The following is a 20,166-nucleotide window of genomic DNA, read 5'->3' as shown; positions in this document are numbered from 1 at the left end:
GCGGTTCACGCCAGGCCCGCGTCGTCGAGGGCGGCGGCCAGCGCCCGCCAGGCCAGCGTCGCGCAGACGGAGCGGACGGGGTTGCCCGCCACCGCGAGCAGCGCCTGCTCCTCGCCTGCGAGTGCACCCTCCCGGTGCGCCATCGCCGCGAGGAACGCGTCGGTCCGCTCCCGCATGTCCGACGCCGGCAGCCCGTCGAGACCGTCCGCGAGCAGCGACGCGGATCCCCGCGAGACCTCGCACCCCCGCCCGCTCCAGGCGAGGCGCACCTGCTCCGCGCCGCCGTCGACGCGCAGCTCGATCCGGTCGCCGCAGGTGGGGGTGATCAGCTCGGCCCGGCCGAGGGCCGGAGTCGGGTCGGCCTGCCCGACGGGGTCCTTGGCGTGCGCGCGGATCAGCTCCGCCGCCTCGCTCACGGCCGGTCCTCCAGCTCGGCGAGCTCCGCGTAGGCCGTGCTGATCCCGGCGATCCGCTCGCGCGACTCCCTCGGCGACGCCCCGAGCACTCCGGAGGCCACGAGCGCGACCGCGCTCATCGCCGATGCGTAGCTGTCCAGCGCCGTGCCGCTGTCGACCGGGCACTCCAGCCAGACCGCCGCGTGCTCCGCGTAGCGCCGGGCGGGCGGATCCGCGAGGAGCACCACGGGCACCTCGCGCGCGGCGAGCGTCCCGATCAGGGCCGCGAAGGAGGCGGGGCGGCGGCGGAAGCCGACCAGCACCACGACGTCCTCGGCTCCGAGCCCCTCGAGCTCCTCACCGAGCGACTGGCCGGGCTGCGGGGCGATCCGGACGCGTCCGCGCGCCTGCGCGAGCTGCTGGCGCAGGTGCAGCGCCACCGGGTAGCTGTTGCGCAGTCCGATCACGACGACCTCGCGCGCTCCCGCGATCAGCCGCACCGCCTCCTCCAGCCGCCCGTCGCCGAACGCGGCGGCCAGCCGGGCCAGGTTCGCCCGCTCGCTCTCGAGGTGCGCGGCGAGCGGATCCCCCTGCCCCTGCGCGGGACCGACCGGCACACCGGAGGACCGCAGCGCCCGGGCGTGCTCGCGCACCTCCTGCGAGTTCGAGAACCCCAGGCGGCGGAACAGCCGCGAGACCGTGGCCTTGGACACTCCGCTGTGCTGGGCGAGCTCGGTCGCCGTGTAGACGGCCAGGTCGCCGAGGTGGTCGAGGATGAAGTCGGCCGCCCGCTGCTCCTGCCGCGACAGCGCGGCGTAGCCGGCATCGATGCGGTGACCGATGCTCGTCGAGGGGGCCGGGGCGGGGGTCACGCGGTCGGCGTCCCGTCGGCGAGCGCCAGCACGGCCGCCTCGAACGCGTCGAGCGCGGTCGCGACGTCGGCCTCGGTCACGTTCTCGTCCGGGTGGTGGCTGACGCCGCCCTCGCAGCGGAGGAAGAGCATCGCGTACTCGGCGAGGTCGGCGACCGCCATCGCGTCGTGGCCGGCCTTGGAGAACAGCACCATCGGCTCCGCGTCCCCGGTCGCGCGGATGCCCGCGCGCACGACGTCCTGCAGCCGAGAGGAGGCGACGACCGCGGGGGCCGAATGGGTCTCCTCCACCGTCAGCGCGAGACGGCGGCGCGACGCCGACTCCGACATCGCGTGCTCGATGGCGTCCCACGCCGCGTCGCGCTGGGCGTCGGTCTCGGCGCGGAGGTCGAGGCTGAACTCGACCCGGCCGGGGATGACGTTGACCGCGCCCGGGAAGGTCTCGAGCCGGCCGACCGTGGCGATCACGCCCTGCTCCCGCGCGATGCGCTCCACCGCGAGCACGGCCTCGGCCGCTCCGGTGAGCGCGTCGCGGCGGCGGTCGAGCGGAACTCCGCCCGCGTGCCCGGCCTTGCCGGTGAGGGTGAGTGCGAAGCGGCGGGCGCCCGCGATCGAGGAGACCACGGCGAGGGCGCGGTCCGCCTCCTCCAGGTAGGGGCCCTGCTCGATGTGCGCCTCGAGGTAGGCGAGGACGTCCTGCGCGTCGCGCGCGGCGGTGCGGATGCGCGAGGGGTCCAGCCCGAACTCGTGGAACGCCTCGACGAGCGTCGTCCCGTCGGCGTCCTCTAGCTCCCACCAGTGCTCGTCCCAGGTGCCGGCGAGGGCGCGGGAGCCGAGGAGCGCCGTGCCGAAGCGGGTGCCCTCCTCGTCGCCGAACGCGACGACCTCGACGGCGAACGGCAGGCGCCGGCCCGCCCCGTGCAGGCGCGACACCACGGCGATCGCGAGCATCACGCCGAGGATCCCGTCGTAGCGGCCCGCGTCGGGGACCGTGTCGAGGTGGGAGCCGAGCAGGAGCGCCGGGAGTCCCGGAGTCGCGCCCTCGTAGCGGCCGCACTGGTTGCCGGCCGCGTCCTGCCAGGTGCGCATGCCGGCCTCGGTCATCCAGCGCGCGGCCATCGCGTTCACCCGGGCGTGCTCGGGCGAGAGGTAGACCCGCTCGATGCCGTCGCGGCTGGAGGAGACCGCGGCGAGCTCGTCGCAGCGGGCCATGATCGCGGCGGCGTCGAGGGCGGGGGCGGCGGTGGCGGCGGCGGGCGCGGTGGCGGGGTCCGTGGTGGTGCCGGTCATGCGCGTGCCGCCCCGTAGACCTCGTAGGCCCCCGCGACTCCGCCGCCCACCGGCACGGAGGCGCCCGCGCGGCGCAGCACCGCCTCCAGCGCCGCCAGGGTGGTCAGCACCGCGTCCGTCCGGGCGTTGTAGCCCATCGTGCCGATGCGCCAGACCTTCCCGTGCAGCGGCCCGAAGGACGTGCCGATCTCGATGCCGAAGTCGGCGAGCATCTCCCCGCGCACCGCGTCCCCGTTCACGCCCTGCGGAATGCGCACCGCGACGACGTTCGTCATCTTGTGCCCGACGTCGCCGAACACCTCGAGGTCGAGGCCGCGGACTCCGGCGAGCATCGCCGACCCGTGCAGCGCGTGGCGGGCGACCGTCTCGTCCAGGCCCTCCTCGACGACGATGCGGGCGCACTCGCGCGCGCCGTAGAGCATCGTGGTCGCCTCGGTGTGGTGGTTGAGGCGGCGCGGCCCCCAGTAGTCGAAGATCATCCCGAGGTCGAAGTAGTTGGAGCGGACGCGGCGGGCGCTGACAGTGTCGCCCTCGTCGCGGATCCCCGCCTCGATGCTCCTGCGCGACTCGATCACCGCGACGGCCTTCTCCGAGAAGGTGACGGGAGCCGATCCGGACGGGCCGCCCAGGCACTTCTGGAGCCCCGCGGTGACCGCGTCGAGCCCGAGCTCGTCGGTCGCGAAGGCGTTGCCCGCGAGGGAGGCGGTGACATCGGTGTAGAAAAGGGCGCCGTGCTTCTCGCAGAGGGCGCCGAGCTCCTCCAGCGGCTGCGCCATGGTGGTCGACGTGTCGCCGTGGACCACGGCCAGCATCTTCGGCTTCACCCGGGCCAGGGCCTCGGCGATCGCCGAGACGGGGAAGACCTGCCCCCACTCGGCCTCGATCACGTGCACCTCCGCGCCGCAGCGCTCCGCGATCTCCCGGAGGAGGTGCCCGAACCGCCCGAAGACCGGCACGAGCACGCGGTCGCCCGGCTCCAGCATCGAGACCAGCGCCGCCTCGATGCCCGCACGGCTCGTGCCGTCGACGAGCATCGTCTTCTCGTTGCGGGTGCGGAACACCTGCCGGTACAGCTCCTGCGTCTCCGTCATCGTCGCCGTCATGAACGGGTCGTACTGCCCGACCAGCTGCGCCGACATCGCACGCAGGACGCGCGGATCCGCGTTGATCGGGCCCGGCCCCATCAGCAGGCGCGGCGGCGGATCGACGGGGAGGAACGGTGCGGGCGCGGTCATGGGCCACCTCTTCACGAGCGGGAGAGAAACAGTCGTTTCACCCGGAGAGCCTATGCGACGGACGTTTCGCCGGTGTTTCGCGGTGTGGCGGGGGTCGTCGGGGAGGGTCGCGAGGCGCTGGTCGGCAGGAGGGCCGTGAGGGAGGGAAGGGCCTCCGGACGGTGATCGAGGACCGGATCGTCGCCCCCACCTAGGCGTCGATCGCGATCATCTTCGGTGTGGTGTTCATCACTCAGAGCGAGCGGATCTCTGCGCGGGCCCGGGATCAGCTGCGGAAGCACGGGCAACGGGCCCGGCCTTCGGGGCAGTCGCCGTTCCTGACGGCCGCGGGCGGAGCTCTCCTCGTCGTCATCGGCGTCCTCGTGGTCCTGCTGACGGCGACGTCGGACCTGTGCGGATCGTCCTGATCCGGTTGATCGGAGCCGGCTCGACGTCCGCTGGTGCGGCGAGCCTCCTCCACAGGGCCGTCCGGCGAGCGGGTTCTCCCGATCGGACGCACCTGCGGCCCGCATGTCGGTGGTCACTGGTTCAATACGCGTATGGCGGATGGGATGCGGCAGGGACTCGAGGAGGTCCGCGCCCTCGGCGACCGTGCGGCGCTGCTCGCCCGGTCCGCGGCTCCGCTCCACCTCGCCTCCGCCGAGGCGCTGCACGAGGCGTACAGGGCTGCGCTCCGCCGCCCCGAGGCGTTCGCTCGCGGCGGGTCACCCAGCGAGTCGCGCGACCTCGTGGAGCGCTCGGTGCGGGCCGAGCTCGCCGTAGCGCTGGCCGTGTCCGAGCGCGTGGCCGCCCGGGAGCTCGAGCACGCCCGCCTGCTGGTCGCGCACCTCCCGTGCACGCGCGCCGCGCTGGCCGAGGCGCGGCTGCGCTGGGAGGCGGGGCAGATCATCTGCGGAGTCGCCGCGACCCTGCCGCCGGCCTCCCTCCGGGAGTTCGACGAGCGCGCTGCGGGACTCGCCGCCTCGATGACGCCGACCCAGCTGCGGGGACGCCTCGTCCGACTGCGCGACGAACTGCACGACGTGCCCCTCGCCGATCGCCACGCTCGCGCCCGGGAGGACCGGGCCGTCTGGGTCTCACCCGAGCAGGACGGCATGGCCACGCTCTGCGCGACCCTCCCCGCTCCGGCCGCGATGGGCGCGCTCGCGCGGCTCGACCGGATCGCCCGCACCCTCCGCGACGGGAACGGCGACAGGACGGGCGGCGGGAGCGGTCCGGCGCAGGAGCGCACGCTCGCGCAGCTGCGGGCCGACGCGCTCGTCGACCTGCTCTGCGACGGCGACGTGTCCGGTACGGCGCCAGGCGACGAGAGGCCGCGGACGTATGCTCGCGGCATCCGGGCCGAGGTGCGTCTGACCGTGGCCGCGAGCACCGCGGCCGGGCAGGACGAGACGCCGGCAGAACTGGACGGCTACGGCCTCGTCCCGGCCGGCGTCGCGCGCGAGCTCCTCGGACCCTGCTCGGCCGTCACCCCGGTGCTCATCCACCCGGGGTCGGGTGCCGTCGTCTCGGTCGGCAGGACGCACCGCCTCCCTCCCCCGCGGATGCGCCTCGCACTCCAGCTGCGCGACCGGACCTGCCGCTTTCCCGGCTGCACCCGGCCGGCGGCGACGGCCGAGGCCGACCACACGCTGGAGTGGCGCCACGGAGGCGACACCGCACTCCACAACCTGGCGTCGCTCTGCGTCGGCCACCACCACGTCCGCCACGGGGACCGCTGGACCTACACGCTCCACCCCGACGGTTCGGCCGACTGGACCACTCCCACCGGCCGCCGCGTGGTCACCCGTCCCCCCGATCCGCCCGCGCCACCGCGGCCACCGCGCAGGCCGAGCTTCAGCGATGCGCCGCCGCCGTTCTGACCGCGGGACATGCTGCGCTCCTGCGGGCGCGGGATGCCCCCCACCCGCACTCGGAGCGCGCCCTCAGAGCGCGCCGGCCAGCTCCAGGAGCGCGAGGTCCGATCCGCGTGGCCCGACCAGGCAGAGCCCCACCGGAGCACCGTCGACGCTCAGCCGCGGCACCGACAGCGCCGGATACCCGCCGATCCCCGCGACGCAGGTCAGGCCGAGCGTCGCCGACCGTGCCGCGTCGATCGTCTCGGCCGACGCGTCGAGGGTCGGCGCGACCGACGACGCCGACGGCAGGAGCAGCACCCGCCCGTCGAGCGCGCTGTCGAGCGCCTGCCGGAAACCCGCGACCCGCGCCCGCGCGGCCGCCTCCGTCTGCTCGTCGACGAGCGCCGCCGCGTCGAACCGCGCCTGCACGTCCGCCGCCAGCACTCCCGGATGCGCCGCGACCCACGCGCCGCTCGACCGCCACGCCTCCGCGGCCTGCACCAGCCGGAACGCCTCGAGCATCTCCGCCACGGGTGGCAGCTCGACCTCGTCGGCGCTCATCCTCCCGACCGCCGATCGGAACGCCGCCCGAACGGCCGCGTCCACTCCGCCCAGCAGTGCCGGCGCCACCGCGAGACTCCGGACCGGCGGGCCGGACGGCAGGCAGACCTCGGCCACCCTCCTCAGCGTGCCGATTTCCCGCGTCAGCCACCCGACGGTGTCGAAGCTCGGCGCCAGCGGCAGCAGCCCCTCGACGGGCACTGCACCGTGGGTCGTCCTCAGCCCCCACAGGCCCTGGTAGGAGGCGGGTACCCGGATCGATCCCGCGGTGTCGGTCGCCAGCCCGACGGCGGCCTGCCCGAGCGACACGGCAGTCGCCGGTCCGCTCGACGATCCGCCCGGGATCGCTCCGGGCACGGCCGGATTGGGCGGCGTCCCGTAGCCGGAGTTCCGGCCGGCGATGCTGTAGGCGAACTCGTCGGTCTGAGCGATCCCGCGCACCGACGCTCCCGCTGCGAGCAGCTGCGCGACGGCCGGAGCGGTCGCCGCCTCGATCGGCGCGGAAGCGAGGCGGGCCGGCACTCCCGCGCCGATCCGCTGGCCCTCGATCGCGAAGAGGTCCTTGACCGCGACGTCCAGTCCGTCGAGGGTCCCGGAGCCGGCGGCCGGCACGAGCGGCGCGCCGACGGCCCGCCAGACGCGGGGGTCCAGCGCGGGCGAGGGCGCCTGCACCTGCGCGGCGCGCACCCGCCAGGTCCCGCCCTCCCGCGACCACAGCTGCGTGACGAGCCCGCGCCCGCCACGTGCCGGAGCGTTCACGCTGACCACGAGCGCCGTGCCCGCATCGACCGCCCGCACGTGCAGCTCCACCAGCTCCCGCACCGGTGCCCCGCCGCGACGACCCCGGAAGCCGGTGATCACCGCGTGGCCGACGAGCAGCCCGGAGGCGTCGCCGCGGAGCGTCGTCGGCGCGTCGACGAACGCGTCGGCGAGCGCCGCGACGTCGTCAGCCCCGAGCGCCGCCTCGTACGCCAGGACCGCGTCCACCAGCCCGTCCGGCAGGTCGCCCTCGAGCGTCGTCACCCGCGGGTCAGTCATCGAAGTCGGCCGTCCGGACGCGGGCGTGCACGCCCTTCACCAGGTCGACGACCTGCGAGATGTCGAAGTCGGTCGCCGCGCTGAGGTAGGCGTAGGCGTGAGCCGGGTCCATCCCGTAGCGGGCCGCCAGCAGCGCGATGGCCGCGCGGACGCACTTCTGCACGGCGACGTCCAGGTCCTCGTCCATCCCGGTGGGCACGAGGAACTCGCCGGTCTCCCCCATCGGCCCGAGCAGCTCCCCGAACGCCGCGATCGCCTCGGCGCGCGGGACGACCTCCAGGCGCACCCGGACGCGCAGGCTCGCCTCCATCGCCGTCAGCGCCACCTCGCCGTCGCCCTGCGCGAAGTGGGGATCGCCGACGTACGCGAGCGCGCCCGGGACCTGCACGGGAAGGTAGAGGCTGGTTCCGGCGGTCAGCAGTGCGATGTCGATGTTGCCCCCGTGCGCACCGGGCGGCACGGAGTGCGGGCGCTCCTCCCCTGCGACGGCGACGCCCATGATCCCGAGGAACGGCCGGAGCGGGAACCGGGCGGCCCGCTCTCCTCCCGGCACCAGCGGGATCACGCCGCGGAGACCGCCCTGCGCGTCCTCGTCGACGCGCGCGAAGACGCTGAACGGCCCCTCCTGCAGCGGGTACTCGCCCGGCAGCGCCCCGCGGCCGTGCCGGTTCGAGACGACTCCGTACGGCACGCGCGGCTCGGCCTCGAGGAGGGTCATCCGGAGCAGGTCCCCCGGCAGCGCTCCCCGGACGGCGATCGGCCCCGTGACCACGTGCGGCCCGTCCGTCTCGCCGTCGCGGAACGGCCCGTCCGCGGCGAGCGCGACCGCGTCGCGCAGCACCCCCTCCGGAGCGACTCCGTGGCGGCCGAAGAAGGCGACCGGATCGCGGCCCTGATCCTCCAGCACGCCCTCGTGGCTGAGCGTGTCGATGACGACCTCGGCCCCCGAGTCGACGGTGAGCACGGGCGCGTCCGCCGCGCACGGCAGGCGCCCCCACAGCACCGAACCCGGCTCGGCCGGCAGGTAGTCGACCCCCGGCGGCACTCCCTCACCGGGCTGCACCGCCCACTCCGTCCACCGCATGCGCGTCCGCCTCCCGCGCGGCCCGTCCGCGCCGTCCGACCCTAACCGCGCCGTGTTTCGAGCATGTGCACGCGTGTGCCACGATTCTCCAGACCCGCCCCCGACGACAGGACTCCCGTGTTCCGACGCCTGCGCACCCGCTCCGAGGGCGCGACCCTCGGCCTGATGCTCGCCCTCACCTTCTCGACCGGCATCATCGACGCCGTCGGGTACCTCGGGCTCGACCGCGTCTTCGCCGGCAACATGACCGGCAACGTCGTCATCCTCGGCATGGCCCTCTCCGGCGCGGCCGACCTGCCCGTGGTCGGGCCCCTGATCGCGCTGGGCGCCTTCATGATCGGCGCCGTGATCGGCGGCCGGGTGCTCCGCCCGGTGAAGAAGGGCTGGACCTCGCGCTCGACCTGGCTCTTCGCGGTGGTCGGCATCCTGCTCGGCGTCCTGGCGATCGTGCTCGCGGTCGTGCCTGAGCACCCCGAGCCGCTCGCCTTCACCGTCACCGGCGTGCTGGGCGGGGCGATGGGCCTCCAGGCCGCGACCGCCCGCCACCTCGCCGTCAAGGACGTCACGACGGTCGTCGTCACCTCGACGATCACCGGCCTCGCTGCGGACTCCCGCCTGGCGGGTGGTTCCGGTCAGCCGTGGTTCCGCCGCGCGGCGGCGATCGTCCTGATCGCCGCGGGTGCCGGAGTCGGCGCGCTCGCCCTGCTGGTCGGACTCTGGCTCGGCCTGGCGATCGCCGCGGTCATCACGCTCGTCGCGACGCTGCTGGGCGAGCTCGTCGTCCACTCCCGGTACGCTCCGGCGCCCGCCGACGCCGCCGCCTGAGGCGGCGCCTCCCGGCGCGTCAGCGCGGCAGTTGCTGGCAGTGCGGGCAGAGGTGCGAGGAGCGGTTCATGAACGGCACCCGCACGATCGCCGCGCCGCACCGGGCGCAGGGCTTCCCCGTCTGCCCGTAGGCGTGCAGGCTGTGCGAGAAGTAGCCGGAGGCACCGTTCACGTTCACGTACTGCGCATCGAAGCTGGTGCCGCCCTCGGCCAGCGCCCGTTCGAGCACCGAGCGCACCTCGGCGAAGAGGCGGCGGATGCGCGCCTCGCCGAGCGACGAGCTCGGCCGCTCCGGGTGCAGCTCCGCCGCCCACAGCGACTCGTCCGCGTAGATGTTCCCGATGCCGCTCACGAGCGTCTGGTCGAGCAGCGCCCGCTTGATCCCGCTGCTCCTCCTCGCCAGCGACGCGACGACCGAGCCCAGGTCGAAGGAGGGGTCGAGCGGATCGCGGGCGATGTGCGCGACCTGCGAGGGCACGGCGCGCAGCCAGCCGCCTCCGCGGACCTCCTCGCCCGCGTAGCCGCCCGGCTCTCCGTCCGGGGTCGGCACCAGAGCGTCGACCGCCATCGAGCCGAAGATCCGCTGGTCGACGAAGTGCAGGGCGAGCTCGCCGTGCTCGGGGTGCTCGATCCCGATCCGGATGCGCGCCAGCCGCGGCAGCGCCGCATCCGCCGTGCGCAGCAGCACCTGGCCGCTCATGCCGAGGTGCACCAGCAGCGCCTCGTCGCGGCCCGCGGGCAGCCAGAGGAACTTCCCGCGCCGCACCGCCGCTTCGAGCCGGCGTCCGACGAGCAGGCGCTCGAAGGTCCCGTGCGGATGCACGTGCCGCTTCAGCGAGCGCTCGTCGACGATCTCGACGCCGGTCACCAGGGAGCCGGTGACCGCGGGAGCGAGACCCGCCCGCACCACCTCGACCTCGGGCAGCTCGGGCACGGTCAGTCCGAGACCGCGGGAGCGGCGGGTGCGCCGGGGGCCGCCAGACGCGTCCACGCGTCGAGCGCGGCGGCCATCTCGGCCGCCTTCTTGCTCGTCCCCTCGCCGCGGGCGGTGACGAGTCCGCCGACGATCACGGTAGCGACGAACACCTTGTTGTGGTCGGGGCCGGTGGCGGCGATCTCGTAGCGCGGGGCCGGCGCACCGCGCTCGGCGGCCGCCTCCTGGAGGCTCGTCTTCGGGTCCATCGAGACGCCGAAGCGGAGCGGATCGGCCCGGAGGGGGGCGATCAGGCGCAGCACCAGGTCGCGGGCCGCGTCGGGCCCGGTGCCCAGGTAGACGGCGCCGATGATGGCCTCGACGGTGTCGGCGAGGATCGACGCCTTGTCGCGGCCGCCGGTCAGCTCCTCGCCGCGTCCGAGGCGGAGGAACTCGCCCAGGCCGATGCCGCGGGCGATCTCGGCGAGAGCGACGGTCGAGACGAGGCTCGCCCGGCGCTTGGCCAGGTCGCCCTCGCTGAGGGCGGGGTACTCGGTGTAGAGCATGACGGTCACGGCCTGCCCGAGGATCGAGTCGCCGAGGAACTCGAGGCGCTCGTTGTGCGGGATGCCGCCGTGCTCGAAAGCGAACGACCGGTGCGTCAGGGCGAGCTCGAAGAGCTCACCGTCGAGGCTCACGCCGAGCGTGGCCTCCAGACGCGACCGGTCGTCGCTGGAGGGTCGTGCGGAGGTCTGGTTCACCATGGACCGCGGTCCGTTCGTCGAGGGGCGGTGCGCCCCGCGCCGTGCGGACCAGGAGCGGGATCAGACGTCGGCGACCTTGCGGCCCTTGTACTCGAGGAACAGCGCGGTGCCCGCGGAGTCCTCGACGACCTTGGCACGGTGGGGAAGGCTGTAGACGACCTTGCCGTTCTCGATGGTCTTGACGAGGGTGGGGACCTCGGCCTTCCACTGCGAACGACGGGCGTGGGTGTTCGCGCGGGACTTCTTCCTCTTGGGAACAGCCATGATTCTCTCTTCTCTACCTCTAGTCGGATTCGGTGCGGGCGGTCGCGCCCTCACCGCTGTCTGCGGAAGCTCTGTCGGTGGAAGCTCCGGGCGCTGCGGCCCCGCCGTCCCCCTCGCTCAACCCTGCGAGCGCGGCCCACCGGGAGTCGCGCGGCGCCTCGGGTTCGGGCGTGGAGGAATCGGCCAGCCGCTCCCCCGTGACGGGGTCGAGGCCCGGACAGTCCGGCCGGCAGACCGGCTGGAACGGCAGCGACAGAACCACCGCATCCCTGACCAGAGGTTCAAGATCCACGTGGTCGTCGTGAACCTCATAGTCGAAAGCTTCGTCAGAAGAGTACGCGAAAAGTTCCTGGAACTCGACATCGACAGGCAGGGAGATGTCGGTCAGGCACCGGCTGCACTCGCCGTCGGCCCTCGCCGACACCTCGACACTGGCCAGGATCCCCTCGTGCACGGACTCGAGTCGGACGTCGAGATCGACGGCCGATCCCTTGCGGACCGCGACGATCCCCTCGCCGAACTGCTCCGGCGCCTCGAGCTCGAGGCGGTGCTCGCGCATCTCGCCCGGTCGCCTCACGAGGTCGCGCACGTTCACGGTGAACGGCGTCTTCTTGAAAGTAGTCACGGGGGTCCAGCCTACCCCTCCCGGCCCCCTCCGGGGCCGGAGGGGCCGGGAGAAGCCGGGAGGGGCGGAGTCCGGGCTCAGGCGCCGCCGGCCTCCAGCGTCACGTCGATCGGCGCGTAGTCGGCACCGCTCGTGTCCACTCCCTCGTCGGCGAGCTCCGCGAGCGCCTTCTCGACGTACTCGTTCGAGTAGGCGGTGGCGGGCGGGTCCGCGCTGATGATCGTCGCGCCCGTCTCGTTCTCCGTCTCCTTCGCGATGTCGACCGTCTGCTGCCACGCGGCCTCGTCGATCATCCCGACGCCGCTCGTCGAGGGCCAGATCAGCTTGTTGACCTCGTTGGTCATCCAGAGCTGGTGGCTGGTGCCGAGCGTGGATCCGGCCGCGGTGACGATGTCGGCCGCCGCCTGCGGATCGTCCTTCGCGAAGATCCAACCCTTGATCGAGGCCTTGATGAAGGCGACCGTCTGCTCGGCGTACGCGTCGTCGTCGGCGAGCCTGCCCGCGTCCGCCCAGATCGCGTCCTGGAGCATCGCGGTGCCCACGTCGTTCCAGCTGATGACGTTCAGATCGTCCGGCTGGTACAGCTCGCCTGTGGCGGGATTCACGGTCTCCAGGACCTGGGCGTACTCGTTGTAGGTCATCGCCTGGGCCGCGTCGATGTCGCCCGCGAGGAAGCCGTTCATGTCGAACTGCTGCTGCACCAGCGAGATGTCGTCGAGGGAGACGCCGTCCTTCTGCATGCCGGCGAACAGCTCCCACTCGTTGCCGTAGCCCCAGCTGCCCACGCTCTTCCCGGCGAGGTCGGCGGGCGAGGTGATCCCCTTGTCCTTGAAGGAGATCTGCGTGGTGGCGCTGCGCTCGAAGATCTGCGCGACGTCGGTGATCCCGGCCCCCTGCTCGATCGAGCCGAGGACCTTGGGCACCCAGGAGATCGCGTAGTCCGCGTCGCCCGAGGCGAGCACGTCCTGAGGGACGATGTCGCCGCCTCCCTCGGCGATCGTCACGTCGAGGCCTTCGTCCTCGTAGTAGCCCTGGTCGAGCGCGTCGTAGTACCCGGCGAACTGCGCCTGGGCCACCCACTGCAGCTGCAGGGTGACCGGCGTGAGGCCGCCGGAGCCGGAGTCCGACCCCGGGTCGGAGCCGCCGGAGGCGCTGCAGCCGGTGAGCGCGAGGCCCACGGCCGCGAAGGCGGCGGTCGTCGTCAGGGTGATGCGGGTGCGTCTGGTCACGGGTCCTCCTGGTGCGGTCTGCGGGGTCGCCGGTGCGGCGCGCCCCGTGGTGCGGCGGTGCAGGTGGTGCTGTGGTGCAGGTGGCGCTGATGATGCGGGCGGTGCGGATGGTGCGTCGGGTGGAGTCGGGAATCGGGAGTCGGGAATCGGGAGGACCGAGGAGGGTGCGGGGACGCGCGGCGCCGCGCTCAGCGCAGCCGGCTGCGGCGCAGCGCGAACGCCTCGAGCGCGGCCGTCACGCAGTAGAACGCGAGGCCGACGAGCACGGCGCCCAGGACGTAGGCGTAGGCGAGCGCGTAGTCGCTGCCCGAGGACGCCGTCGTGATCGACTTGCCGAGCCCGCCCACGGGTCCGCCGAAGTACTCGGCGACCAGCGCCGAGATCACCGCGAGCGAGGAGGCGATGCGGAGCCCCGTGAAGACGTAGGGCACCGCTCCCGGCAGCGTGATCGTGCGGGCGGTCTGCCAGGGGGTCGCCGCGTAGGCCTTCAGCAGGTCGCGGTGCACCGGAGCGGCCTGCCGCAGCCCGCGCAGCGTCGTCACGTACACCGGCACGAACACGGCGAGCGCCGCGACGAGCTGCCTCGCGGTCTCGGCGTTCGCTCCGAACATCGTGTAGAGCACCGGAGCGAGGGCGACGATCGGCACGACGGCGGCCGCGGCCACGATCGGCGCGACCAGTCCGTCGAAGACCCGCGCGAGCGCCGAGAGTCCGGCGACCACGACCGCCAGCACTGCGCCGACCAGCAGGCCGACCAGCGCGTTGCGGCCGGTCACCGCGCTGCCCTCGGCGACGGAGCCGAGGTTCGTGGCGAACTCCCGTCCGATCGCCAGCGGCGACGGGAGCACGAACGGCTGGATCGCCAGAGCGGTGACCCCGGCCTGCCAGAGCAGGACCGCGGCGATCCCGAGCACGACCGGCGCGAGCACGCTGCGCGCCAGCGCCGTCGTGCTCACCGGTTCTCCACTCCGCGCGGCACGGCGGCGGGATCGCCGTGCAGCAGCTCGCGCACGGCGCTCACGTCGCGGAAGAACGCCGTGTCCTCCCTGACCGCCGCGTCGCGCTCGGATGCTCCGGGGAGTCCGACCGGGAGGACGTCGCGGATCCTTCCCGGCCGCGGCGACATCACCACGACGCGGTCCGAGAGGAACACCGCCTCCGGGATCGAGTGGGTGACGAAGACGACGGCGGCGCCGGTCTCGCGCCGGATCCGCAGCAGCTCCGTCTGCATCCGCTCGCGGGTCATCTCGTCGAGCGCCCCGAACGGCTCGTCCATGAGGAGCAGGCGCGGGCTCTCGGCGAGCGCCCGCGCGATGGCGACGCGCTGCTGCATCCCGCCGGAGAGCTGGTCCGGGTAGGAGTCGGCGAAGTCGCCGAGCCCGACCAGCGCCAGCAGCTCGTCGACGCGCGAGCGCCGGGCGGTCGCGGCGACGCCGTGCAGCTCCAGCGGCAGGGCGATGTTCGCCCGGATCGTGCGCCACGGCAGGAGGCCCGCCTGCTGGAACGCGATCCCGTAGTCCTGGTCGAGCCTCGCCTGCCGGGCCGTCTTGCCGAACACGGCGATCGAGCCGGAGTCCGGCTCGTCGAGGTCGGCGATCAGCCGCAGCAGCGTCGACTTGCCGCAGCCGGACGGGCCGATCAGCGAGACGAACTCCCCCGCGGCCACCTCGAGCGAGACGTCCTGGAGCGCCGTGACGCTCGCGGCGCGAGCGGTGGTGAAGGTCCTCGTGACGGAGTCGACGACGACCGCGGATCCTGCAGGGCTCATGCGGGCTGCTCCCCTCGGCGGTACGGACGGAGGAGGGTGCCGAGCAGAGCGACGGCGCCGGCGGCCGCGAGGCCCACCAGCACCGCCCCGAGGATCGGCGCCCAGGGCTTGGCGGGGTCGCCTCCGGCAGCGGAGGCGAACTCGATGATCATGCGGCCGATCCCGCCGCGCAGGCCGATCGAGACCTCGGCGACGATCGTGCCGACGACGGCGCTGACCGCTCCGAGCCGGAGGGCCGGCAGCAGGTAGGGCACGCTCGCCGGCAGCCTCAGGCGCACCAGCGTCTTCCACCAGCCGACGCCGTAGACGTGCATCAGCTCGACCTGGTGGGCCGTCGGCGAGCCGAGCCCGCGGAGCGCCCCGATCGAGACGGGGAAGAACGCGAGGTAGGAGGCGATCAGGGCCACCGACATCCAGTTCTCCCAGGTCACCGGTCCGAGCTCGAGCTGCGACCCCCAGCGCCGCACCAGTGGGGCGATCGCGATCAGGGGCACCGTCTGGCTCAGCACGATCCAGGGCAGCACCGCCGACTCCGCCGTGCGGAACCGCTGCATCAGGAGAGCCAGGAGCAGCCCCACGACCGTGCCGACGACCCAGCCGACCGCGGCGATCCCGAGCGAGAAGGCGCTCGCCCCCAGGACGGCCGACCAGAGCGCCGGGGCGTTCCGCGCTCCGGTGACCGGCTCGCCGAGCCGGGCCGCGATCTCCCAGAGGTGGGGCATCGCGATGGCGCTCGTGCGCGGGAGCACCGTGACTCCTCCGACGACCACCCCGGCCTCGGGCCCGAGCGCCTTCCAGCCCTCCCACACGAGCGCGAGCAGGAGGAGCCCGCCGGCGCCGAGCACGAGCCCGCGCGCGAGGGCCGGTCTCATGCGCGGGCCACGATGTGCTCGCGCAGCTCCGGGATGACCCGCTCGCCGTACACGCGCAGCGTCTCCTCCTTGTTGTCGTGCTGGAGGTATCCCGCGAACTGCGTCACGCCGATGTCGGCGAGCGCCCGGAGCTTCTCGACGTGCTCGTCCGCCGTGCCCAGCACGCAGAAGCGCTCCACGATCTCGTCCGGCACGAAGGCGGTGTGGCTGTTGCCCGCGCGGCCGTGCTCGTTGTAGTCGTAGCCCTCGCGCCCGGCGATGTAGTCCGTCAGCGCCTGCGGCACCGCTCCGGAGGCGCCGTAGCGGCCCACGATGTCGGCCACGTGGTTGCCGACCATCCCGCCGAACCAGCGGCACTGGTCGCGCATGTGCTCCCGGTCGATGCCGATGTACATCGGCGCCGCGACGCAGAACTGCAGCGACTCGGGATCCCGGCCGGCGTTCGCCGCCGCCTCCTTGACGGCGCCGATCATCCAGCGCGCGATGTCCACGTCGGCCAGCTGCAGGATGAAGCCGTCGCCGACCTCGCCCGCGAGCTTCAGGGCGAGCGGGCCGTAGGCGGCCACCCACATCTCCAGGGACGAGCCCCGGCTCCACGGGAACTGCAGCGTCTGGCCGTTGTACTCGACCGGACGGCTGTTGGCGAGCTCGCGGATGACGTGGATCGACTCCCGCAGCGTCTTGAGCGTCGTCGGAGCTCCTCCGGTCACCCTCACCGCCGAGTCGCCGCGTCCGATCCCGCACACCGTGCGGTTCCCGTACATCTCGTTGAGCGTCGCGTGCAGCGAGGCGATGACCGTCCAGTCGCGCGTGGCGGGGTTGGTGACCATCGGGCCGACCGTGATCCGGTGCGTCCTCTCGAGGATCTGCGAGTAGATCACGTAGGGCTCCTGCCAGAGCAGGTGCGAGTCGAAGGTCCACGCGTAGTCGAAGCCGTGCGTCTCCGCGAGGACGGCGAGCGCGACGGTGCGCGAGGCGGGCGGGTTGGTCTGGAGGACGACTCCGAAGTCCATGGGGTTCCTTCTGCTCGATCAGGTGCTGGCTCGGATCGGGTGCCGGCTCAGATCAGGTACTGGCTCAGACCGCGCGGGATGTACGCCCCGTCGCCCTTCGTGCCGACGTAGGAGCCGTCGTCGACGACGACCCTGCCGCGGGAGATCACCGTGTCGACGTGGCCGTCGATCTCGAAGCCCTCCCAGGCGGAGTAGTCCATGTTCATGTGGTGGCTGCGGCCCTGGCCGATCCCGATCGAGGTGTGCCCGCTCGGGTCGTAGACGACGACGTCGCCGTCGGCCCCGGGCTGGATGACGCCCTTCCTCCCGTACATCCCGAACATCCGCGCCGGGGTGGTCGAGGTCAGCTCGACCCAGCGCGGCAGGGAGATCTGCCCCGACACCACGCCCTGGTACATCAGGTCCATCCGGTGCTCCACCGAGCCGATGCCGTTGGGGATCTTCGAGAAGTCGCCGATCCCCATGTCCTTCTGGCCCTTCATGCAGAAGGGGCAGTGATCGGTCGAGACCATCTGGATGTCGTTGGTGCGCAGCGACTGCCACATGTGGTGCTGATGCCCCTCCGCCTTCGAGCGCAGCGGCGTGGAGCACACCCACTTCGCGCCCTCGAAGCCCGGCGCGCCGAGCTGCTCCTCGAGCGAGAGGTAGAGGTACTGCGGGCAGGTCTCCCCGAAGACGTTCATGCCGCGGTCGCGGGCCTGGGCGATCTGCTCCACCGCCTGCTTCGCGGAGACGTGCACCACGTACAGCGGCGCGCCGGTGAGGTCGGCGATCATGATCGCCCGGTGCGTCGCCTCCTCCTCCGCCTGCCAGGGGCGAGAGGTGCCGTGGAAGTACGGCGCGGTGTTCCCGGCGGCGAGGGTCTGCTTCACCAGTTCGTCGATGAGGGCGCCGTTCTCGGCGTGCATCATCATCATCGCGCCGTTCTCCGCGCCCTTCTGGAACGCCCGGAGGATCTGCCCGTCGTCCGAGAGGAACACGCCCTTGTAGGCCATGAACAGCTTGAAGCTGGTCACCCCCTCGCGCATCAGCTCGTCCATCGCGACGAGCGAGGAGTCCTGCACGTCCGAGAGGATCTGGTGGAAGCCGTAATCGATCGCGCAGTTGCCGGCCGCCTTCTCCTGCCACGCCTGGAACCGGTCGACGACGCTCTCGCCCGGGTACTGCACCACGAAGTCGACGATCGACGTCGTGCCGCCCCAGGCCGCGGCGCGCGTGCCGGTCTCGAAGGTGTCCGAGGCGGAGGTGCCGCCGAACGGCATCTCCATGTGCGTGTGCGCGTCGACCCCGCCCGGGATGACGTACTTGCCGCGCGCGTCGATCACCCGGTCGACGTGGGCCGCCAGGTCGAAGCCCATCAGCGTGGAGCCGGGGGCGAGGACGGCGGCGATGGTCTCGCCGTCGATCAGGACGTCTGCGGCTCCGGTGCCGGTCGCGTTGACGACCGTCCCGCCGGTGATGAGGGTCTTCATCGGTCTTCCCCGTCTCGGTCTGCGGTCACGGCTTCGGGATGCTGGTGTACGACTCCGGCCGGCGGTCCCGGTAGAACTGCCAGTCGTCGCGCATCTCCTGCACCATGTCCATCTCGAGGTCGCGGATCAGGATCTCCTCGGCCTCGCCCGAGCCCCGCTCGCCGACGAACTCCCCGCGCGGATCGATGATCTGGCTGGTGCCGTAGAAGTCGACCGCGAGGTCGCCGTACTCGTTGTCCTCCCGGCCGACGCGGTTGGGCTGCAGCACGAAGTAGCCGTTCGCCACCGCGGCCGCCGGGCCCTCGACCTCCCAGAGGCGGTTCGACAGGCCGGGCTTGGTGGCGTTGGGGTTGAAGACGAGGTGGGCGCCGTTCAGGCCCAGCTCCCGCCAGCCCTCCGGGAAGTGGCGGTCGTAGCAGATGTGGACGCCGACCTTGCCGACGGCGGTGTCGAAGACCGGGTAGCCGAGGTTCCCGGGCCGGAAGTAGAACTTCTCCCAGAAGCGGTCCAGGTGCGGGATGTGGTGCTTGCGGTACTTGCCGAGGATCGTCCCGTCGGCGTCGACCACGACCGCGGTGTTGTAGTAGACGCCGGTCTGCTCCTCCTCGTAGATCGGGAGAATCATCACCACGCCCAGCTCCTTCGCGAGGGCCGCGAAGCGCTGCACGATCGGCCCGTCGGCGGGCTCGGCGTAGCGGTAGTACTTCTTGTCCTGGGTGATGCCGAAGTACGGGCCGTAGAACAGCTCCTGGAAGCAGACGATCTGCGCGCCGTCGGCTGCGGCGTCCCGGGCCATCCGCTCGTGCTTGTCGAGCATCGACTCCTTGTCGCCGGTCCAGGTCGTCTGGGTGATCGCTGCGCGGACGATGGTCATCGGTACCTCCATGCTCGGGCGTCCCTGTCCGGCTCCGGTCGTGCTCCGCCGGGCGGTGCGGAGCCGGGGACGTGGACCCACTGTGGTCCCCGCCGGGCCCGAAGGCAATGACGGACCGTCCGGCTCCGGGGACAGGGCTTCATCGTCGGGGTTCGACGTTTCCCCGGTGTTTCCGGCGCGGATCCGCAGCATTAAGGCTCGCCGGGGGAGGAATCCGTCGGTGCCGCTAGCGTGGGCGGATGCGCATCACGATCCTGGCCGGAGGCGTCGGCGGCGCCCGCTTCACCTCGGCGGTCCGCGAGCACCTCCGCGATCTCGAGGCCGCCGGCGGCGAGGCGAGCGAGATCACCGTCGTCGTCAACACCGGCGACGACATGTGGCTCACCGGCCTCAAGGTCTGCCCCGACCTCGACTCGATCACCTACGCGCTCGGCGGAGTGAACGACACGGAGCGCGGCTGGGGGCGGGCCGGCGAGAGCGAGCGGGTCTCGGCCGAGCTCACCGCCTTCGGCGTCGGCTGGCCGTGGTTCACCCTGGGCGACCTCGACCTCGGCACCCACATCGCCCGCAGCTCGATGCTGCGCGACGGCCTCACCCTCTCGGAGGCGACCGCGCGGATCACCGCCCGCTGGCCGCTGGGGGTCCGCCTGCTGCCGATGTCGGACCAGGACGTCGAGACCCACGTCGAGGTCGACCTTCCCGGCGAGGGCGTGCGGCTCCTCCACTTCGAGGAGTGGTGGGTGCGGCTTCGGGCGTCAGCGCCCGCGCGCCGCTTCGTCCAGCAGGGGGTGGAGAGCGCCCGCCCCGCCCCGGGCGTGCTGGAGGCGATCGCCGACACCGACGCGGTGCTCGTCGCGCCCTCCAATCCCGTCGTCTCGATCGGCACGATCCTCGGAGTGCCCGGGATCGCGGACGCCCTCCGCCGGACCTCCGCACCCGTCGTGGGCGTCTCCCCCGTCATCGGAGGCGCGGTGGTGCGCGGCATGGCCGACGCCTGCCTCGCCGCGATCGGCGTCGAGACCTCCGCCGAGGCCGTCGGCCGGCACTACGGAGCCCGGAGCGGGGGCGGCCTCCTCGACGCCTGGCTCGTCGGCGAGGAGGACGCGGACGCGGTCCCGGCGCTCGAGTCGGCGGGGCTCCGCGCCCGCTCCGTGCCGCTCTGGCTGACCGGCCGGGACGCCTCCGTGCGGCTCGCCGCCGACGCTCTCGCCGCCGCGAGGGGCTGAGCGGAGCCT

At 73.1% G+C, this 20,166-nt stretch carries 20 protein-coding genes; 3 read left to right on the top strand and 17 right to left on the bottom strand.

Features of this window, described 5'->3' with window-relative positions; all coding sequences use genetic code 11:
• Positions 1 to 5: 5 nt before the first annotated feature.
• Genes C5C53_RS11500 through C5C53_RS11485 form a run of 4 tightly spaced genes read right to left on the bottom strand, consistent with a single transcriptional unit; the run spans position 6 to position 3,791 of the window.
• A complete protein-coding gene (locus tag C5C53_RS11500; RefSeq protein ID WP_104267581.1) occupies positions 6 to 416 on the bottom strand; it encodes an iron-sulfur cluster assembly scaffold protein in 411 nt (136 codons plus the stop codon).
• Positions 413 to 1,267 carry a MurR/RpiR family transcriptional regulator gene (locus C5C53_RS11495; protein ID WP_219813973.1) on the bottom strand — a complete coding sequence of 285 codons (855 nt, stop codon included), beginning with the start codon at positions 1,265 to 1,267 and terminating at the stop codon, positions 413 to 415. The genes C5C53_RS11500 and C5C53_RS11495 overlap by 4 nt, the downstream gene beginning before the upstream one ends.
• The gene (locus tag C5C53_RS11490; RefSeq protein WP_104267580.1) at positions 1,264 to 2,556 is read right to left on the bottom strand and encodes an allantoate amidohydrolase; all 1,293 of its coding nucleotides are present in this window, start codon (positions 2,554 to 2,556) and stop codon (positions 1,264 to 1,266) included. The genes C5C53_RS11495 and C5C53_RS11490 overlap by 4 nt, the downstream gene beginning before the upstream one ends.
• The gene (locus C5C53_RS11485; RefSeq protein WP_244229434.1) at positions 2,553 to 3,791 is read right to left on the bottom strand and encodes an alanine--glyoxylate aminotransferase family protein; all 1,239 of its coding nucleotides are present in this window, start codon (positions 3,789 to 3,791) and stop codon (positions 2,553 to 2,555) included. The genes C5C53_RS11490 and C5C53_RS11485 overlap by 4 nt, the downstream gene beginning before the upstream one ends.
• Positions 3,792 to 4,342: 551 nt before the next feature.
• On the opposite strand from C5C53_RS11485, the gene C5C53_RS11475 reads away from it, so the two are divergent.
• The gene (locus C5C53_RS11475) at positions 4,343 to 5,653 is read left to right on the top strand and encodes an HNH endonuclease signature motif containing protein (protein ID WP_181127759.1); all 1,311 of its coding nucleotides are present in this window, start codon (positions 4,343 to 4,345) and stop codon (positions 5,651 to 5,653) included.
• Positions 5,654 to 5,716: 63 nt separating this feature from the next.
• Here C5C53_RS11475 and C5C53_RS11470 read toward each other — a convergent pair whose 3' ends face one another.
• Positions 5,717 to 7,228, bottom strand: a complete 1,512-nt coding sequence (locus C5C53_RS11470; RefSeq protein WP_104267577.1) for an AtzH-like domain-containing protein — start codon at positions 7,226 to 7,228, stop codon at positions 5,717 to 5,719.
• Positions 7,221 to 8,312 carry an acetamidase/formamidase family protein gene (locus C5C53_RS11465; protein ID WP_104247529.1) on the bottom strand — a complete coding sequence of 364 codons (1,092 nt, stop codon included), beginning with the start codon at positions 8,310 to 8,312 and terminating at the stop codon, positions 7,221 to 7,223. The genes C5C53_RS11470 and C5C53_RS11465 overlap by 8 nt, the downstream gene beginning before the upstream one ends.
• 117 nt (positions 8,313 to 8,429) lie before the next feature.
• Between C5C53_RS11465 and C5C53_RS11460 the strand changes: the two genes are divergently transcribed.
• Positions 8,430 to 9,137: a YoaK family protein gene (locus tag C5C53_RS11460; RefSeq protein ID WP_308470741.1), complete on the top strand. Its 708-nt coding sequence runs from the start codon at positions 8,430 to 8,432 to the stop codon at positions 9,135 to 9,137.
• Between the two features lie 19 nt (positions 9,138 to 9,156).
• Here C5C53_RS11460 and mutM read toward each other — a convergent pair whose 3' ends face one another.
• The 11 genes from mutM to C5C53_RS11405 all read right to left on the bottom strand — a co-directional run bounded on the left by mutM (position 9,157) and on the right by C5C53_RS11405 (position 18,931).
• On the bottom strand, positions 9,157 to 10,071 hold the full coding sequence (mutM, locus tag C5C53_RS11455; RefSeq protein ID WP_104267597.1) for a bifunctional DNA-formamidopyrimidine glycosylase/DNA-(apurinic or apyrimidinic site) lyase: 915 nt from the start codon (positions 10,069 to 10,071) through the stop codon (positions 9,157 to 9,159).
• Positions 10,072 to 10,073: 2 nt separating this feature from the next.
• Complete coding sequence (gene rnc, locus C5C53_RS11450; protein ID WP_104250952.1) at positions 10,074 to 10,814, bottom strand: ribonuclease III; 741 nt, start codon at positions 10,812 to 10,814, stop codon at positions 10,074 to 10,076.
• Positions 10,815 to 10,874: 60 nt separating this feature from the next.
• A complete protein-coding gene (gene rpmF / locus C5C53_RS11445) occupies positions 10,875 to 11,078 on the bottom strand; it encodes a 50S ribosomal protein L32 (protein ID WP_104223482.1) in 204 nt (67 codons plus the stop codon).
• Between the two features lie 19 nt (positions 11,079 to 11,097).
• The gene (locus C5C53_RS11440) at positions 11,098 to 11,637 is read right to left on the bottom strand and encodes a DUF177 domain-containing protein (protein WP_104226701.1); all 540 of its coding nucleotides are present in this window, start codon (positions 11,635 to 11,637) and stop codon (positions 11,098 to 11,100) included.
• Positions 11,638 to 11,780: 143 nt separating this feature from the next.
• Entirely contained in the window at positions 11,781 to 12,932 is a 1,152-nt protein-coding gene (locus C5C53_RS11435; protein WP_258075413.1) for an ABC transporter substrate-binding protein, read from the bottom strand.
• Between the two features lie 188 nt (positions 12,933 to 13,120).
• A complete protein-coding gene (locus C5C53_RS11430; protein WP_104267576.1) occupies positions 13,121 to 13,888 on the bottom strand; it encodes an ABC transporter permease in 768 nt (255 codons plus the stop codon).
• Complete coding sequence (locus C5C53_RS11425; protein ID WP_104226661.1) at positions 13,885 to 14,700, bottom strand: ABC transporter ATP-binding protein; 816 nt, start codon at positions 14,698 to 14,700, stop codon at positions 13,885 to 13,887. The genes C5C53_RS11430 and C5C53_RS11425 overlap by 4 nt, the downstream gene beginning before the upstream one ends.
• Positions 14,697 to 15,572 carry an ABC transporter permease gene (locus C5C53_RS11420; protein WP_104223479.1) on the bottom strand — a complete coding sequence of 292 codons (876 nt, stop codon included), beginning with the start codon at positions 15,570 to 15,572 and terminating at the stop codon, positions 14,697 to 14,699. The genes C5C53_RS11425 and C5C53_RS11420 overlap by 4 nt, the downstream gene beginning before the upstream one ends.
• Positions 15,569 to 16,585, bottom strand: coding sequence for a TIGR03842 family LLM class F420-dependent oxidoreductase (locus C5C53_RS11415; protein ID WP_104267575.1), 1,017 nt, complete (start codon positions 16,583 to 16,585; stop codon positions 15,569 to 15,571). The genes C5C53_RS11420 and C5C53_RS11415 overlap by 4 nt, the downstream gene beginning before the upstream one ends.
• A 47-nt stretch (positions 16,586 to 16,632) precedes the next feature.
• Positions 16,633 to 18,057, bottom strand: coding sequence for a dihydropyrimidinase (gene hydA / locus C5C53_RS11410; RefSeq protein WP_104267574.1), 1,425 nt, complete (start codon positions 18,055 to 18,057; stop codon positions 16,633 to 16,635).
• Positions 18,058 to 18,082: 25 nt separating this feature from the next.
• Positions 18,083 to 18,931 (bottom strand): nitrilase-related carbon-nitrogen hydrolase, encoded by an 849-nt coding sequence (locus C5C53_RS11405; RefSeq protein ID WP_104238196.1) that lies wholly within the window; start codon positions 18,929 to 18,931, stop codon positions 18,083 to 18,085.
• Positions 18,932 to 19,170: 239 nt separating this feature from the next.
• Here C5C53_RS11405 and cofD point away from each other — a divergent pair, with 239 nt between their 5' ends.
• Entirely contained in the window at positions 19,171 to 20,157 is a 987-nt protein-coding gene (cofD, locus tag C5C53_RS11400) for a 2-phospho-L-lactate transferase (protein WP_104234201.1), read from the top strand.
• Positions 20,158 to 20,166: the final 9 nt, after the last annotated feature.

The organism is Rathayibacter sp. AY1E3 (assembly GCF_002932235.1).
In the GTDB taxonomy this organism is placed as follows: domain Bacteria; phylum Actinomycetota; class Actinomycetes; order Actinomycetales; family Microbacteriaceae; genus Rathayibacter.
This window is presented reverse-complemented; position numbering and strand designations above follow the sequence as displayed.